A 16170-nucleotide genomic window follows, 5' to 3' on the forward strand; every position below is an offset into this window, starting at 1 on the left:
CCTCGGCATCCTCAGGCCCGCTCAAGGCGCCCGCGGCGCCTTGCAGGTCGAGCGCGTAGGTTGCGACGTCCTGGATCATCGAGCCGGCGACCAGCTTGCCGATCGAGTTCTCGGGCCCCGGGCGTTCACCACGGGAGAGCGCGGAGATCGCGCGCATGCTGGTGTATTTCAGCCCGCTCGCCTTCACCGCCCAGTTCGCAAGCTTCGAGCGCACCGCGCGGTTCTCGATCGCGGGGCCATCCTCCAGCATCAGGCTGTTGCAGAAATCGAACAGCTCGGGGAAGCCGGTGGCAACGCCCGCGCCGATCGACATCCGCTCGTTCATCAGCGTCGTCAGCGACACGTTCCAGCCGTCATTGACATTGCCGAGCCGCTGCACGTCCGGAATGCGCACGTCGGTGAAATAGACCTCGTTGAAGTCGGAGGCGCCACTCGCCTGCTTGATCGGCCTGACCTCAACGCCCGGGCTCTTCATGTCCAGGAAGAACATGGTGAGGCCCTTGTGCTTGGCGACCGTCGGGTCGGTGCGGGTCAGGAGGATGCCGTAGTCGGAATAATGCGCGCCCGAGGTCCAGATCTTCTGGCCGTTGATCACCCATTCGTCGCCCTGCTTCTCGGCGCGGGTGCGCAGGCCCGCGACGTCGGAGCCACCGGCGGGCTCGGAGAACAACTGGCACCAGACCTTCTCGCCGGAGGCCAGCGGCGGCAGATATTTGCGCTTCTGCTCCTCGCCGGCGAATGCCATCATGGTCGGGCCGCACATGCCGTGGCCGATGATGAACATCGAGCTGAGGCGGCCGAACGGGCCCTCCTCCTGCTGCCAGATCACGCGCTCGATCGGCGAGGCGCCGCGGCCGCCATACTCCTTCGGCCAGTGCAGGCAGGCCCAGCCGGCGTCGGCCTTCTTTTTCTGCCAGGCCTTCGCGACCTCGAGAATGTTGGCGCCCTTGAGCTGAACGCGGCCGAGCGAGGCCTTGCGCAGCTCCTCCTCATATTGCTTCGGCGCATTGGCCGCGATCCAGGCTTTCGCCTCGGCGCGGAATGCGGCCTCCTTCGGGGCGTCGTCGAAATTCATGGTCTGTCATCCTTCGCCGGTGTCGTAGGATGGGTAGAGCGAAGCGAAACCCATCTTTCGACCGCCCGCGTCATGATGGGTTTCGCTGCGCTCTACCCATCTTACAAATCATCAACGGTTACGCCGCGTTCTTCTTGCGCATGCGGTCGATCAGCGCGTCTTCCCAATAGGACAGGCTGCCGAGGCCGAGCGCCACCGCGTTGGCGCGGCGGTAGTACATGTGGCAGTCGAACTCCCAGGTGAAGCCCATGCCGCCATGGACCTGGATGTTGTTCTTGGCGCAGTGCTGGAACGCCTGCGTTGCGCTGATGCGCGCGGCGGCGGCCGCTTCGGGCAGTTCGCCGGCATTGGTCGAGAGCGCCCAGGCGCCGTAGTAGCAGTTCGAGCGCGCCAGCGTCGCCGACACATACATGTCGGCCAGCATGTGCTTGACCGCCTGGAACGAGCCGATCGGACGGCCGAACGCGATGCGGTCGAGCGCATAGTCGCGGCCCATTTCGAGCGCGCGGTCGGCACCGCCGACCTGCTCGAACGCCATCAACACGGCTGCACGATCCAGCACCTGGGTGATCACGCTCCAGCCCTCGCCGGTGGCGCCGAGCGACTCGGCTTTGGCGTCCTTGAAGGCGATCTCGGCCTGGCCGCGGGTCAGATCGATGCTGGTCAGCGACTTGACCTCGACGCCGCCGGCCTTGAGATCAACGATGAACAGCGAGATATCGGACTCGCGTCCGCTCGAACCGGTGCGCGCGGCCACCACGGCGAAATCGGCGATCGCGCCGTCGGCGACCGGCTTCTTGACGCCATTGAGCACACCGCCATTGGCCGTGACGTTGATGGCCTTCGGCGACGGGTTGCCCTTGCCCTCGAACAGCGCCAGCGTGCCGATGGCATCGCCGGAGGCGATCTTCGGCAGCCACTTCTGCTTCTGCACGTCACTGCCAGCGATCAGGATCGCTTCGGCGGCGAGATAGACGGTGGAGGAGAACGGCACCGGCGCCAGCGCGCGGCCCATTTCCTCGGCGATCACGCAGAGCTCGAGATGACCGGCGCCAGCGCCGCCAAACTTCTCCGGAATCGCGACGCCGAGGAAGCCCATCTCGGCGAGGCCCTTCCACAGCGCCTTATCATAGGGCGCCTTGCCGTCGAGCACCTCGCGCACGGCCTTGGGCGGGCATTGTTCGGCGAGGTACTTCCGCGCCTCGTCGCGCATCTGCTTCTGTTCGTCGGAGAAATCGAAATTCATGGCGCTTACCCGCGTTGCTGTTGTTCGTTGGCTTCGTCAGAGATGATGGGTTTCGCTGCGCTCTACCCATCCTACGGTCAGTTCAAAATGATCACCTCGTCGCCGGGCTTGCCGGCGTAGAGTTGCTCGACCAGCGCGGCGCGGCGTTCGAGGCCGGCGCGCTGGTTGATGTAGCCCTTGTCGGTGAGCTCGTTGCCGTCGATCGACGGCGGCTCGGCCATCAGCATCGCACGCGCGATGTGCATGCTGCTGCCGGTGCAAGATGCATTGTGCGCCTGCAAACCTTTCCTGAGGCAGGCGACCACCTCGGGATGCCGGATCACATCCTCATAGGTTGCGTCCGCATTGCCGGCGAGCTGGCGGCAGGCATGCAGGTTCGGCCAGCACAGCAGGCCGATGAACTCACGATCCTGCCCCGCGACCAGCGCGTCATGCACGACCGGCGTCGCAGCCGATATCGCATCGGTGCGCAGCGAGCCGACATGGACGAAGGTGCCGGTCGTCAGCTTGAAATCCTCGACCACGCGGCCGGCAAAGATGATGCCCTGCAGCGGATCATCGGGATCGACGAACACGCCGGCATCGCCGATGCAGTAGAAGCCTTCCTCGTCGAACATCTTTGCCGTGAGATCCAGCTGGCCGAAATAGCCCGGCGTGACGTTGACGCCGCGCAGCCGCAATTCGTATTTCGAGCCGCACGGCACCATCTTCAGCTCGACGCCGGGGAACGGCAGGCCGATCAGGCCAACGCGCTCGGTGTCCCAATAGGTGCCGGTCGAGGTCGGCGCGGTCTCGGTCGAGCCCCAGCCGGTGTAGAACACGATGCGCTCGCCCGTGGTCTTCACGGCCAGCGCCTGCATCCGGTCATAGAGATCGTCGGGCAGCCGCGCGCCGCCATAGGCCATGATCGAGAGGTTCTTGAAGAAGCTCCGGCACAGCGCCTCGTCCTTTTCCATTGCAGCCGCGAGCGCGGCATAGCCGGCCGGCACATTGGCGTAGTAGGTCGGCGACACCTCGCGCAGATTCCGGATGGTCTCCTCGAGCTGGCCCGGCATCGGCCGGCCGTCGTCGATATAGAGCGTGCCGCCGTCGACCAGCACCGGGTTGAACGCGGCATTGCCGCCCATGGTGTGATTCCACGGCATCCAGTCGAGCACGGTCGGGATCGGGCCGGCCGTTTCACGTGGGCGCACCTGCATCATCATCGCCGCATTGGCGCACATCATCTCTTGGGTGTTGATGACGGCCTTGGGCATGCCGGTCGAGCCCGAGGTGAACAGCAGCTTGCCGACGGTGTCAGGCGTGATCTTCGCAATCGACGCGCCGACATCGGCTGTCACCGGCGTTGCTGCGAGCTCGGCAAAGGCTGTGCTCTTGATCCCCTCGCAGGGACGCAGGACGTGAATGATCGTGATGCCGGTGAGATCGATCGCCTTCAGCGCCTTCTCGAAGGTCGGGCCGTCCTGCACCATGACGACGGCGGGCTTGATCAGATTGAACAGATATTTGAGCTTGAGGTGATCCTGGCTCATCAGCGAATAGGCGGGCGACACCGGCGCCGCCGGTAGCCGTGCCTGCATCGCGGCCTGCGTCATCAGCGCGTGCTCGATCGAATTGCCTGAGAGGATCGCGACGGGCCGGCCATCGGTAATACGGAGATTGAGCAGGCCTTGCGTCAGCGCATCGACGGCGCGCTTGGCTTCACCATAGGAGACCTTGCGCCATTGCCGGTCGGGGCCGCCGCGTTGCGCCAGCCAGATCCGCTCCGGCGCCTGCGCGGCCCATTTGGCGAGATAGGCCGGGATATGCGTCTCGTAGGCCTGCAGCGGAATCCGCGACTTCAGGACGACGGTACCGTCAGCGCGCCGCTCGACCGCGATGTCACGCGCGAGCCAATCCACCTTGCGAAAGGCAGGCTTCGTCAGCATCGCCGCGTCTCCATCCATTTTGCGTGTCCCGGAATTCTTGTCCTTTTGAGGATCTGTTCTCAGCGCCTGATATAGACAGGCTTTCGTTTCTCGAGAAAGGCCTTGATGCCCTCCTGAAAATCTTCCGAGCGGCTGCACAACACCTGGTTGCGATCCTCCATCGCAATCACGGCCTCGATCGAGCCGGCATCGACGCTCATGTTGATGCATTCCTTCGAGAGGCGGAGGCCGACCGGCGAGGCCGTCATCATCGCCTCGACGTAAGGATTGGCCGCGGCGTCGAGATCGGCCGCCTCGACCACCTCGGACACCAGGCCAACCGCAAGCGCACGGTCGGCATGGATGAAACGCCCGGTGAGGATCAATTCAGAGGCAACCGACACGCCGACGAGGCGCGGCAGGAAGTAGCTGGTGCCGATGTCGCAGCCGCCAAGGCCGAGCTTGATGAAGGCGCAGTTCATCCGCACGTTCTTGGCCGCGATGCGGATGTCGGCCGCGAGCGCCAGCGCGAAGCCGCCGCCAGCAGCCGCGCCCTGCACCAGCGCGATGATCGGCTGCGGACAGCGCCGCATCAGCATCACGATGTCGGCAATGCGGCGCTGCGAGTCGAGCGACTCCGTGACGCCAGGCGGCTCGGTCTGCCCGCCGCGGCGCGCCATCGCATGCTTGAGGTCAAGCCCGGCGCAGAAATTCGCGCCGGCGCCCTTCAGCACCACGACGCGGGTGTCGCGATTGCGCTGCAGGCCCTGAAAATAGGTATTGAGCGCATCGATCAGCGCGGGATCGAGCGCGTTGAGGCTCTCGGGGCGATTGAGCGTGACCCAATCTGTTCCGTCGTGATGTTCGATCAGCAGCGGCTGAGACACGCGCATGGTCCTCCCGACCGTCGTCCCGGCCAAGCGAAGCGCGAGCCGGGACCCATAACCACAGGCTTTTGTTGTTTTGCGCGACGTCTGCCAGGTTTGCCTGTTACAGACGGCGCGGAGTATGGGTCCCTGCTCCAGCGCGCAATTGCGCGCAAGGCAGGGACGACAGCGGAACTCGCCGTTAGCGCGGCGCCATGCGGATGGCGCCGTCGAGGCGGATCGTTTCGCCATTGAGCATCGGGTTCTCGACGATGTGGACGGCGAGATTGCCGTACTCCGAGGCATCGCCGAGGCGGGCCGGATGCGGCACCTGGGCACCCAGGCTCTTGCGGGCTTCCTCGTTGAGACCCATCAGCAGCGGCGTCAGGAACAGGCCGGGTGCAATGGTGTTGACACGGATCTTCAGGCTGGCGAGGTCGCGCGCGGCCGGCAGCGTGAGACCGACGACACCGCCCTTCGACGCCGAATAGGCGATCTGGCCGATCTGGCCTTCATAGGCCGCAACCGACGCGGTGTTGATCGCGACGCCGCGCTCCTCGCCGATCGGAGCCTCGGTCGCCAGCCGCTCGGCGAACAGGCGCAGCACGTTGAAGGTGCCGATCAAATTGACGTTGATGATGCGGACGAACTTCGCCAGCGGATAAACGCCATCCTTGCCGACGATGCGCTGCGAGCCGCCGATGCCGGCGCAGTTCATCAGCACGCGCGCGATGCCGTGCGCGGCCTCGGCCTTGGCGATCGCCGCCTTGATCGCTTCCTCGTCGGTGACGTCGGCGTGCAGGGCAACGCCCTTCACTTCGGCAGCGACCTTCTCGGCGTTTTCCTTGTTCTGGTCGATCACGCCGATCTTGGCGCCCTTGGCGGCCATGGCGCGGGCGGTGGCGGCACCGAGGCCGGAGCCACCGCCGGTGATGAGAACGGCAACGTCTTTCAACTGCATGGGAACAACCTTTCCTTGGGCGTTTCTTCTCTAGACTTGTTATGGCGAATGATGAGCCGCGAATGGCGAGTGGAAGAGATGACCTCTCCCAATCCGCTACTCGCTATTCGCCATTCGCGATTCCTTCGCTTCCAGCACGCCGCCGAAGATCAAGGCTTCCATGTGCCTGATGTAATCGCGGCAGACCTCGTCGGTGACCGGACCGACACCGACCGCGCGCGACATTGCGTGGCGGCCGAAGAACAGGTGATCGCAGGCGCCGATCAGGCTGGTGTAGAACAGCACCGGATCGATCTTGCGGAATTCGCCGGCCTTGATGCCCTCGGCGAGCAGCCGGCGGTGAAAATCCAAAAGCGGCGCGACGAAAAATTTCGACACCTCGTTCGCGGCGGCAGTCGAGCTCTCGTGCAGGAGATAATGGATTAGCCGGTTCATATAGGGGAACTGGTGATAGGCGCGGATGATGCCGCCGATATGCAGCCGCAGTTTCGCGGACGGCGTGATCGGCTGGCTGATGAGATATTCGAGTTGCGAGATCTCGGTGGCGGCGTCGCGCGCGAGCAGCGCCAGCAACAGCCCGTCCTTGTTGCCGAAATGATATTTCACGAGCGCGGCGTTGACGCCCGACTTCTGGGCGATGTCGGACAGCGAAACCTCGATCGAGGCGCGCTCGATCATCAGCTCGCTGGCTGCGACCAATAGCTTGTCGGCAGTGGCATTTTTGCCGGCCGGAAGTTTCGTCGGTACGCTGGTATTCAACTGCGCTCTGGTCCCGCTCTGTGTTGGGCTCGACGGTAAATCGAGGCCGCACATAAGCCCATGGCGGGGCTGCACTCAAGAGTTAATTGATTGATTGACTAAATGCTGAGCCGCCCCTTAAATCCGGCCCAACTTTAAAAACCGCCCAATCCAGAAACATCAGGGAGATCAGACATGGCCGAGGCATATATCGTCGCAGCCGCCCGCACCGCCGGCGGCCGCAAGGGAGGGCGTCTTTCCGGTTGGCATCCGGCCGATCTGGCCGCGACTGTGCTCGATGCGCTGGTCGAACGATCAGGTGCCGACCCGGCGCAGGTCGAGGACGTGATCATGGGCTGCGTGATGCAGGCCGGCGAGCAGTCCAACAATGTCGCCCGCAACGCGGTGATGGCCTCGAAGCTGCCGGAGAGCGTGCCCGCGACCTCGATCGACCGCCAGTGCGGCTCCTCGCAGCAGGCGCTGCACTTCGCGGCGCAGGCCGTGATGAGCGGCACCATGGACTGCGTGATCGCGGCCGGCGTGGAATCGATGACCCGCGTGCCGATGGGGCTCGCCTCCTCGCTGCCCGCCAAGAACGGCTTCGGCCACTACAAGAGCCCGGGCATCGAGGCGAAGTATCCGAACATCGTCTTCAGCCAGTTCACCGGCGCGGAGATGATGGCCGAGAAGTACGGCCTGTCGAAGGACGAGCTCGACGAATATTCCTACAATAGCCATCAGCGCGCGATCGCGGCCACGCAAGCCGGCCACTTCAAGGACGAGATCGTGCCGGTGACCATCACCCGCGCCGACGGCTCGACCGACACCCACCACATCGACGAAGGCATCCGCTTCGACGCCAGCCTCGACGGCATCAAGGGCGTCAAGCTGATCGCCGAGAACGGCAAGCTGACCGCGGCCAGCGCCAGCCAGATCTGCGACGGCGCCTCCGGCGTCATGGTCGTCAACGAGAAAGGCCTCAAGGCGCTCGGCGTCAAGCCGATGGCGCGCATCCATCACCTCACCATGATGGGCGGCGATCCCGTGATCATGCTGGAAGCACCGCTGCCGGCAACCCAGCGCGCGCTGCAGAAGGCCGGCATGACAATCGACGACATCGACCTGTTCGAGGTCAACGAGGCGTTCGCCTCGGTGCCGACCGCGTGGCTGAAGACCACCGGCGCCGATCCGGCCCGGCTCAACGTCAATGGCGGCGCGATCGCGCTCGGCCATCCGCTCGGCGGCTCCGGCACCAAGCTGATGACGACGCTGCTGCACGCGCTCAAGCAGCGCAACAAGCGCTACGGCCTGCAGACCATGTGCGAAGGCGGCGGCATGGCGAACGTAACGATCGTCGAGCGGCTGTAAGAAACATCCGGTGAGGCCGTAGCGGCCTCCACACAAAAGGTGTCGTCCCGGCCTTGAGCCGGGACCCATAACCACAGGTGCTTGTGGTTATGCCGGGCTGCGGCCCCAACTCAGTCAACAACAAAAGTCGGTGGTTATGGGTTCCGGCTTTCGCCGGGACGACCACAGTATTTGAGGAAACGTCTTTGACCCATCCCTCCATCCACGCGCGCAACCATCCGAACAAGATCGCCTACCAGATGGCGGCGTCCGGCAAGGCGATCACCTATCGCGAGCTCGACGAGCTCTCCAACCAGGGCGCGCATCTGTTCCGCTCGCTCGGCCTGAAGGCCGGTGACCACATCGCGCTACTGATGGAAAACCGCCTCGCCTTCATGGAGATCTGCTGGGCCGCGCAGCGCTCGGGGCTTTATTACACGGCGATCAGCCGCTACCTGACCGAAGAGGAGATCGCCTACATCATTAGGGATTGCGGAGCGAAGGTGTTCATTACCACGCCGCAATGCGCCGACAAGGTGAAGGGCCTGATCAAGGGCGAGCCGGGCGAACCGCTGTTCTATATGATGGACGAGCCGGCCCCGGGCTTTCGCTCCTATGACAAGGAGGCCGGCGCGCAGCCGACCACGCCGGTTGCCGACGAGGTCGCCGGCTACGACATGCTGTATTCCTCCGGCACCACCGGCCGGCCCAAGGGCATCAAGAAGGAATTCGAGGGCAACCGGATCGACGTGCCGAACCCGTTCCTGCGGATCCTCACCGCCGATATGTGCGGCATGAACGCCGACAGCATCTATCTGTCGCCCGCGCCGCTCTATCACGCGGCTCCGCTGCGCTTCAACATGATGGCAACCGTGCTGGGAGGCACCTCCGTCATCATGGAGCATTTCGACGCGGAGGAATTCTTGAAGCAGGTCGAGAAGCACAAGGTGACGCAGTCGCAGCTGGTGCCGACCATGTTCGTGCGCATGCTGAAGCTGCCCGACGAGGTCCGCGCCCGCTACAAGGTCTCATCGCTGAAGGGTGCGATCCACGCCGCCGCGCCCTGCCCCGTCGACGTGAAAGCGAAGATGATCGAATGGTGGGGACCGATCCTGATCGAGTATTACGCCGGCTCCGAAGGCAACGGTGTCACCGTCTCGACTTCGCAGCAATGGCTGACCCATCGCGGCACGGTCGGCCGCGCCGTGGTCGGCAAGGTCAAGATTCTCGACGAGAACGACGAGGAGGCGCCGACCGGCCAGATCGGCCAAGTCTATTTCGCCGACGCGCCGGTTTTCGCCTATCACAACGATCCCGAGAAGACGAAGAAGGCCTACAACGCCAAGGGCTGGTCGACGCTCGGCGACGTCGGCTACCTCGACGAAGAGGGCTTCCTCTATCTCACCGACCGCAAGAGCTACATGATCATCTCCGGCGGCGTGAACATCTATCCGCAGGAGACCGAGGACGTGCTGATCACGCATCCCGCGGTCTCCGACGTCGCGGTGTTCGGCGTGCCGAACGAGGAGATGGGCGAAGAGGTCAAGGCCGTGGTGCAGCCGCACGACATCACCAGGGCCGGCAAGGAGCTCGAGGCCGAGCTGATCGCGTTCTGCCGCCAGCATCTGTCGCCGATCAAATGCCCGAAGAGCATCGACTTCGAGCAAGAGCTGCCGCGTACCCCGACCGGGAAACTGGTGAAGCGGCATCTGCGTGACAGGTACTGGCCGCAGGCTCCGGCCAAGGCGTAGCCGCGCTTCACCCTCCCCTGGAGGGCCCTGGAGGGGCAGGGTCGGCTCACAACGAGCGAAGCGAGATGTGAGACGGGGTGGGGTGATCTCTCAACACGGCAGCGCCCGATACGAGGGACCTTCACCCCACCTCGGTTCGCATTTCATGCGAACCGACCCCAGAGCGAGCTCCGCTCGTCTCGCCCCCTCCAAGGGAGGACGAAGAGCGCACGCAGCCCAGCCCGCCGGCTCTCCTGACGCAGACCTACAAATCCTCCGCCGGTCCGCATGCCACCGACGCCGCGGCACGCAAATGCAGTTGGCCGTGCTTGCCTGATGCCGTGCTGGTCCATTGCGCATCGATCTGCTGAAAATCTTCCGACAGCTTGCCGCGATGGCTGCCGTCGGTCTCGAACGCTCCATTGCCATCGGGCGACCGTTCAAAGATCTCGACCTCGAGATCGGACAGCCGGATGAACATCTGCACGCCGATCCTGGTCACGTGACGGCCGACCTCATATGAACCGCAGCCGCGTGCCTCCGCATTCTGCTCGTTCAAGGCCTGCACCTTGTCGAAGGTGATGACGACGTTCTGCACCGTGCTGTCGCCATCCCACAGGAATTCGCCGATATAGGCGCGCGGCAATTTTTCGGTGAGCTCCTTGATGTCGGCCGCACGGACCGCAGGCATCAGCACCAGGCCGGCGGCCACGATCATCAGGCCGAGACGCGACATCGAGCCGGGCAGCTCTGCAATCCTCGCGTGGCGCATGCGGTATGCATCCCGTGGCCAAAGTTGCTATCGTGAATCGATGGCCGCCAGCATACAGCAAAATGCGCTGGTTCTGCGGCGATGCCCAACAGGTGATCTGCACGATGGAAACGCTCCCCGACGTCCCGCTCCCCGCCACCATCCGCTCGCGTTATGTCGACGGGATCAACGGCCTGCGGATGCATGTGCTGGAGGCGGGTTTCGAAACATCCGGCCGGCCTTGCCTGTTGCTGCTGCACGGCTTTCCGGAGCTGGCGTTTTCCTGGCGCAAGGTGATGCCGAAGCTCGCCGCGGCCGGCTATCACGTGATCGCGCCGGACCAACGCGGCTATGGCCGCACCACAGGCTGGAGCGCGGATTATGACGGCGACCTCACATCATTCCGCCTGCCCAATCTGGTGCGCGATGCGCTCGGGCTGGTCGCAGCGTTCGGCTACACGCACGTCGATGCCGTGATCGGCCACGATTTCGGCTCGTCGGTCGCGGCATGGTGCGCGCTGATCCGCCCAGACGTGTTCCGCGCTGTCGTCATGATGAGCGCGCCGTTCGGAGGAACGCCGTCGCTGCCGTTCAACACCGCAAGTGAGCCCGCGAAACCCGCGAGCGAGGACCCCGTGCATCGCGAGCTGGCGGCGCTGCCGCGTCCGCGCAAGCACTACCAATGGTACTATTCGACGGGTCCGGCCAATGCCGACATGCATCGCGCCCCACAGGGGGTGCACGACTTCCTGCGCGCCTACTACCATCACAAGAGCGCGGACTGGAAAGACAACAAGCCGTATCCGCTGCAATCCTGGTCGGCGGGGGAGCTGGCCAAACTGCCGACCTACTATGTGATGGACCTCGCCAAGGACATGGCCGCGACGGTGGCCGAAGAGATGCCGTCGCGCCAGGCGATCGCCGCCAACGCATGGCTGCCGGACCGCGACCTCGCCTATTACAGCGCGGAGTATCAGCGCACGGGATTCCAGGGCGGGCTGCAATGGTATCGCTGCGGGACGTCAGGCGCGTTCACTCCGGAATTGCAAACCTGGAGCGGCCGCAGCATCGACCAGCCGTCCGCGTTCATCTCGGGCAAGCAGGATTGGGGCACCTATCAGCGGCCTGGCGTGTTCGAGGCGATGCAGACCAGGGCCTGTACCAAAATGATCGGCTGCCATCTGGTCGACGGCGCCGGCCACTGGGTGCAGCAGGAGCAGCCGGACGAAGAGAGCCGGCTGCTGCTTCAGTTCCTCGCGCGTGCAAGCTAGAGCCACTTCGGTTCTGATCGAATCAGTCGCTCTAGATTCTTGTTTTGGCGGGTTTTCTTTGCGCGAACCGGCATCCGTCCCGCGTCAGATGCGGGTGCCTGCCGCCACGATCCCGTCACAGGGCGTTAATGCGCGGTTCACGAAACATTGGGCAATGATTGGCGTTGCTACAAACCGGCGCTCGGTCCGGCGACTTTTTGAGGAGAGCAAAGATGGATAAGAAAATCGCTGGACTTCTGGGAGCGGTGGCCGCGTTCAACGCGGTCGGTGCCGCCGAAGCTGCGCCTGGGCCGAACCCGGCCGACGTTCTGCAGGCAAACTCATACGCGGACCTGCTGGAGCCGATCTCGAACGCCTCCGCAAAGCTGCAGGCGCTCGACGAGGCTGCGCCCGTTCCGGTCCGCGAGAACGTGCAGCTTGCACAGTACTACCACCACCACCATCACCACCACCATCACGGCTACTATCGCCGCGACTACTACGAGCGCCCGGTCATCGTGGTGCCGCGCTATCGGCGCTACCACCATCACCATCATCACCACCATCATCACAGCTTCTACCGTCGCGATTATTGAGCGATGGCGACCGATCGGCGATACCACAACGGGGCCCGCGGGCCCCGTTGTTTTGTCAACTGTGATGCGGCATCTCGCTCAATCGTTGCGCGCCTTCTCCTTTGCGGCGCGGTGCAGATGGCGATATGTGCCGTCGAACACCGTGTCCGATGACGACGTCCATTCCGTTCCGGCGGCCAGTTTGGGCCGATTGTTGTAGATGCGGCGCGCCTGCAATTCGCGTTCGGCGGCCTCCTCCTCGCTCATCTGCTCGAGCTGAAAGTTCGCTTCCTCGGGAATCACGATGATCTGGGCGAACGGCTCGTTCGGCCGGAAAATGTGGGTGCGCCCTTCCGCCGGCGCCTTGAACACCGTGAAGAACATCATCGGCCACCAATTGCGCACGAGCGCCGGAACGGCGATCGGCACGGTGTCGGAGCGATCGGTGTAGAAGCGCGGATGCGGTTCGGTACGGATCGCCATGCCCTTCTCGACCTTGAGATCGAGCAATATCTGATAGGTGTAGAACGCGTCGCCGAAATTCCGGAACGGCGGCCACTGCACGCCGCTGTCCGGCGGCTCACCCCAATCGGCGTCGAGTTGTAACCTTCCGTCCTTCGTGGTGACGTGCAGCTCGAAATCATAGGGATAGAACAGCTCGATCCCGTATTGCGCGCCTTCCGAGAACGGCACGCAATGCCAGACCTGCTCGCGCGAACCATCGCTGCGCGGCTCACGGTTGCCGGCCCAGCCCGGAATCTCGAGTTTCGTCTGCCGCGGCGCCAGTCGCGCATCGTTCAGACGGAATTTGACGGTGTCCATGGCATCCTCTCGTGCACAGCAGGAACTCGAACGGACGTAGCACAGCCTAGTTCCCCTGATCTTGATCACGAACGGGCAGAGAGGCACCCATCCAGGATTGACCTCGGCCTGACGAACAAATATTAGAATTATTCTAATTCTAAACTCCGTAAACAAGGTGTTGCCGTGAAGAATTTCGCCGATTTGACCGAGCGCGAGGTGCTGGCGGTCGCGATTGCCTCCGAGGAGGAGGACAGCCGCATCTACATGTCCTTCGCGGAGGACCTCACCGAACGTTATCCAGATACCGCAAAGATCTTCGAAGAGATGGCGGAGGAAGAGCGCGGCCATCGCCACCGTCTGCTCGAAACCTACGAGCAGCGCTTCGGCCCGCATCTGCCACCGATCCGGCGCGAGGACGTCAAAGGCTTTCTGCGCCGGCGCCCGATCTGGCTGACCAAGAACCTGCCGCTCGACACCATCCGCAAGGAAGTCGAGACCATGGAGCTGGAGGCCGAGCGCTTCTATGCCCGCGCCGCCGAAAGGGCCGAAGATGTCGGCGTGCGCCGGCTGCTCGGCGATCTCGCCGAGGAGGAGAAGGGCCACGAGAAGCTCGCCGTCCGCCTGACCGGCGAGATCCTCAAGCCCGACGTGCGCGCGGAGGAAGACCGCACGCGGCGGCGGATGTTCGTACTGCAATATGTGCAGCCGGGCCTCGCCGGACTGATGGACGGCTCGGTCTCGACCTTGGCGCCGCTGTTCGCCGCCGCCTTCGCCACGCATCACAACTGGCAGACCTTTCTGGTCGGCCTTGCGGCCTCGATCGGCGCCGGCATCAGCATGGGCTTTGCGGAAGCGCTGTCCGACGACGGCTCGCTGACCGGCCGCGGCTCGCCCTGGCTGCGGGGCATCACCTGCGGATTGATGACGACGCTCGGAGGTCTCGGCCACACCATTCCCTATCTGGTGCCCGACGCCTGGCCGAACGCATTCTGGATCGCGACCGCGATCGCCGGGATCGTGGTGTTCTTCGAGTTGTGGGCGATCGCCTTCATCCGCTCGCGCTACATGGACACGCCGTTCCTGCAAGCGGTGTTCCAGATCGTGCTCGGCGGCGCGATCGTGCTCGCGGTCGGCATATTGATCGGCGCCGCGTAGCGCGGAATCGAGGTATCTGATGTGCCGTCTCCGCAAACATCGCGTTCTGGCCGGCACAGCATTGACCATGCTGGGCGCGCTCGGATGCAGTGGTCGCGCGCAGGCGACCGACGAGATCCAGGTCTACAATGCCGGCATCGCGGCGGTCGGCCAGTTCACCGTCCAGCAACATCTCAACTATGTCGGCATCGGCCAAAAGGATCCGCCCTTCCCCGGCGGCTTTCCCTCCAACGGCAGCCTCAACGGCACACCGGAGTTTGCCTATGGCATGACGGATTGGTGGGAGCTCGGGCTCTATCTGCCGTTCGCCGTGCAGGACCGGCAATTCCTGTCCGACGCATTCAAGCTGCGCACGCTGTTCGTGTCGCCCAACGCCGACAAGCGCAATTTGTTCTACGGCATCAATTTCGAGCTGAGCTACCAGATGCCGAAATTCGCGCAGACCCGCTGGGGCCTCGAAATCCGGCCGATCATCGGCGTGCGCAACGCGGACTATGAATTCATCGTCAATCCGATCGTCGACGTCGGCTTCGGCAAATATGGCGAGGCGGATTTCGCTCCCGCCGCGCGCGTGGCGCGCAAGTTGAAGGACGATGTGTATGTCGGCCTCGAATACTACGCCGATTTCGGCAAGATCGGCGACTTCAGCCCGCTTGCCGAGCAGCAGCACACGCTGTTCGCGGTGACCGACTTCAAGGTGGGCGATGTCGACATCGACTTCGGCGTCGGCTACGGCCTGACGCGGGCATCCGACCGGCTCGTCGTCAAGACCATCATCGGATACGCCTTCCCGGTGCCCGGGACCAAGGAGAGCAGCGAGCGCGCCAGCGCGAGCGGCCCCGTCAATCCAATGGCGCATTTGTCGGCGCGCAGCGCGCCTTACTAGGCGCGCGTCGGCCTCCCCGGCATCAGGCAGAGCCCGATGATCACGATCGCGTTAGGCGATGTGTGACGTCGACGCGGCGCGCCAGCGCAATTGCGATCAAGCCGGTCTTGCCCGCCCGCTCCATTCTGCGCATGATCGCCGCCAAAATCAGGGAGCACGCCGTGGCCAAATCGCAATACAGTTTCAAGACCGCTGTCGAACTGTCGAAAGCCCTGCACAACAAGCAGGTCTCCGCCGTCGAGCTCGCACAAGATGCGATCGGCCGCATCGAGCGCCATGACGGCAAGGTCAACGCGGTTTGCGTGCGCGATTTCGAGCGCGGCCTCGCTGCTGCCCGCGCTGCCGATGCCGCGATCGCGCGCGGCGAGCACAAGCCGCTGCTCGGCATTCCCATGACGGTGAAGGAATCCTTCAACGTCGCCGGATTGCCGACCACCTGGGGCTTCCCGCCGCAAAAGGATTTCGTGCCGGCGGAAGACGCGCTCTCGATCACGCGGGTGAAGGACGCCGGCGGCGTCATCCTCGGCAAGACCAACGTGCCGGTCGCCCTCGCCGACTGGCAGAGCTACAACGAGATTTACGGCACCACCAACAACCCTTACGACCTCGGCCGCACGCCGGGCGGCTCGTCCGGCGGATCGTCGGCGGCGCTTGCCGCGGGCTACGGCGCATTGTCGCTCGGCTCCGACATCGGCGGCTCGCTGCGCGTGCCGGGATTCCACTGCGGTATCTATGCGCACAAGCCGACCTTCGATCTGCTGGCGTCTCGCGGCCACACCGCGCCGCCGGCGCCGCCGCTGATCTACGAGCGTGACCTTGCGGTGATCGGCCCGATGGCGCGCGGCGCGGCCGACCTGTCGCTGCTGCTCGATGTGATGG

Annotated in this window: 15 protein-coding genes; 7 read left to right on the plus strand and 8 right to left on the minus strand. The window is 64.2% G+C overall.

The genetic code is table 11. From position 1 onward, the window contains the following. From H8B02_RS34300 to H8B02_RS34325, 6 genes are all read right to left on the minus strand, one after another. Positions 1–1075, minus strand: a 1075-nt coding sequence (locus tag H8B02_RS34300) for an acyl-CoA dehydrogenase (protein ID WP_229170280.1), incomplete at its 3' end; no start/stop codon positions are given. 118 nt (positions 1076–1193) lie between these two features. Then, positions 1194–2321, minus strand: a complete 1128-nt coding sequence (locus tag H8B02_RS34305) for an acyl-CoA dehydrogenase family protein (RefSeq protein ID WP_229170281.1) — start codon at positions 2319–2321, stop codon at positions 1194–1196. A gap of 77 nt (positions 2322–2398) precedes the next feature. Then, on the minus strand, positions 2399–4267 hold the full coding sequence (locus H8B02_RS34310; RefSeq protein ID WP_229170282.1) for an AMP-binding protein: 1869 nt from the start codon (positions 4265–4267) through the stop codon (positions 2399–2401). 41 nt (positions 4268–4308) lie between these two features. Then, positions 4309–5115 carry an enoyl-CoA hydratase/isomerase family protein gene (locus tag H8B02_RS34315; RefSeq protein ID WP_229170290.1) on the minus strand — a complete coding sequence of 269 codons (807 nt, stop codon included), beginning with the start codon at positions 5113–5115 and terminating at the stop codon, positions 4309–4311. A 181-nt stretch (positions 5116–5296) separates the two neighbouring features. Then, complete coding sequence (locus H8B02_RS34320) at positions 5297–6055, minus strand: SDR family NAD(P)-dependent oxidoreductase (protein ID WP_066513200.1); 759 nt, start codon at positions 6053–6055, stop codon at positions 5297–5299. Positions 6056–6151: 96 nt separating this feature from the next. Beyond that, positions 6152–6868: a TetR family transcriptional regulator gene (locus H8B02_RS34325; RefSeq protein WP_376711745.1), complete on the minus strand. Its 717-nt coding sequence runs from the start codon at positions 6866–6868 to the stop codon at positions 6152–6154. 120 nt (positions 6869–6988) lie between these two features. Here H8B02_RS34325 and H8B02_RS34330 point away from each other — a divergent pair, with 120 nt between their 5' ends. Then, a complete protein-coding gene (locus H8B02_RS34330) occupies positions 6989–8161 on the plus strand; it encodes an acetyl-CoA C-acetyltransferase (protein ID WP_229170284.1) in 1173 nt (390 codons plus the stop codon). A gap of 185 nt (positions 8162–8346) precedes the next feature. Then, on the plus strand, positions 8347–9891 hold the full coding sequence (locus H8B02_RS34335; protein ID WP_229170285.1) for an acyl-CoA synthetase: 1545 nt from the start codon (positions 8347–8349) through the stop codon (positions 9889–9891). 244 nt (positions 9892–10135) lie between these two features. On the opposite strand, the gene H8B02_RS34340 is transcribed toward H8B02_RS34335, so the two are convergent. After that, on the minus strand, positions 10136–10642 hold the full coding sequence (locus tag H8B02_RS34340; protein ID WP_229170286.1) for a hypothetical protein: 507 nt from the start codon (positions 10640–10642) through the stop codon (positions 10136–10138). A 104-nt stretch (positions 10643–10746) separates the two neighbouring features. On the opposite strand from H8B02_RS34340, the gene H8B02_RS34345 reads away from it, so the two are divergent. Continuing rightward, positions 10747–11892, plus strand: coding sequence for an alpha/beta fold hydrolase (locus H8B02_RS34345; RefSeq protein ID WP_229170291.1), 1146 nt, complete (start codon positions 10747–10749; stop codon positions 11890–11892). Between the two features lie 212 nt (positions 11893–12104). Further along, positions 12105–12467, plus strand: coding sequence for a hypothetical protein (locus H8B02_RS34350; protein ID WP_229170287.1), 363 nt, complete (start codon positions 12105–12107; stop codon positions 12465–12467). Between the two features lie 78 nt (positions 12468–12545). Here H8B02_RS34350 and H8B02_RS34355 read toward each other — a convergent pair whose 3' ends face one another. After that, on the minus strand, positions 12546–13268 hold the full coding sequence (locus H8B02_RS34355) for a hypothetical protein (protein WP_229170288.1): 723 nt from the start codon (positions 13266–13268) through the stop codon (positions 12546–12548). 165 nt (positions 13269–13433) lie between these two features. Between H8B02_RS34355 and mbfA the strand changes: the two genes are divergently transcribed. The 3 genes from mbfA to H8B02_RS34370 all read left to right on the plus strand — a co-directional run. Further along, positions 13434–14405, plus strand: a complete 972-nt coding sequence (mbfA, locus tag H8B02_RS34360) for an iron exporter MbfA (RefSeq protein ID WP_212311764.1) — start codon at positions 13434–13436, stop codon at positions 14403–14405. A 19-nt stretch (positions 14406–14424) separates the two neighbouring features. Then, positions 14425–15291, plus strand: a complete 867-nt coding sequence (locus H8B02_RS34365; protein ID WP_229170289.1) for a hypothetical protein — start codon at positions 14425–14427, stop codon at positions 15289–15291. 161 nt (positions 15292–15452) lie between these two features. Beyond that, positions 15453–16170: amidase family protein (locus H8B02_RS34370; RefSeq protein ID WP_312001483.1), on the plus strand; the 718-nt coding region annotated here is incomplete at its 3' end.

The organism is Bradyrhizobium altum (genome assembly GCF_020889705.1).
Taxonomy (GTDB): Bacteria; Pseudomonadota; Alphaproteobacteria; order Rhizobiales; family Xanthobacteraceae; genus Bradyrhizobium; species Bradyrhizobium altum.

Coding starts and splice junctions, on each gene's coding strand:
- H8B02_RS34305 (WP_229170281.1), bottom strand. CDS start 2,321: ATGAATTTCGATTTCTCCGACGAACAGAAGCAGATGCGCGACGAGGCG.
- H8B02_RS34310 (WP_229170282.1), bottom strand. CDS start 4,267: ATGGATGGAGACGCGGCGATGCTGACGAAGCCTGCCTTTCGCAAGGTG.
- H8B02_RS34355 (WP_229170288.1), bottom strand. CDS start 13,268: ATGGACACCGTCAAATTCCGTCTGAACGATGCGCGACTGGCGCCGCGG.
- H8B02_RS34325 (WP_376711745.1), bottom strand. CDS start 6,868: ATGTGCGGCCTCGATTTACCGTCGAGCCCAACACAGAGCGGGACCAGA.
- H8B02_RS34330 (WP_229170284.1), top strand. CDS start 6,989: ATGGCCGAGGCATATATCGTCGCAGCCGCCCGCACCGCCGGCGGCCGC.
- H8B02_RS34365 (WP_229170289.1), top strand. CDS start 14,425: ATGTGCCGTCTCCGCAAACATCGCGTTCTGGCCGGCACAGCATTGACC.
- H8B02_RS34320 (WP_066513200.1), bottom strand. CDS start 6,055: ATGCAGTTGAAAGACGTTGCCGTTCTCATCACCGGCGGTGGCTCCGGC.
- H8B02_RS34340 (WP_229170286.1), bottom strand. CDS start 10,642: ATGCGCCACGCGAGGATTGCAGAGCTGCCCGGCTCGATGTCGCGTCTC.
- H8B02_RS34350 (WP_229170287.1), top strand. CDS start 12,105: ATGGATAAGAAAATCGCTGGACTTCTGGGAGCGGTGGCCGCGTTCAAC.
- H8B02_RS34345 (WP_229170291.1), top strand. CDS start 10,747: ATGGAAACGCTCCCCGACGTCCCGCTCCCCGCCACCATCCGCTCGCGT.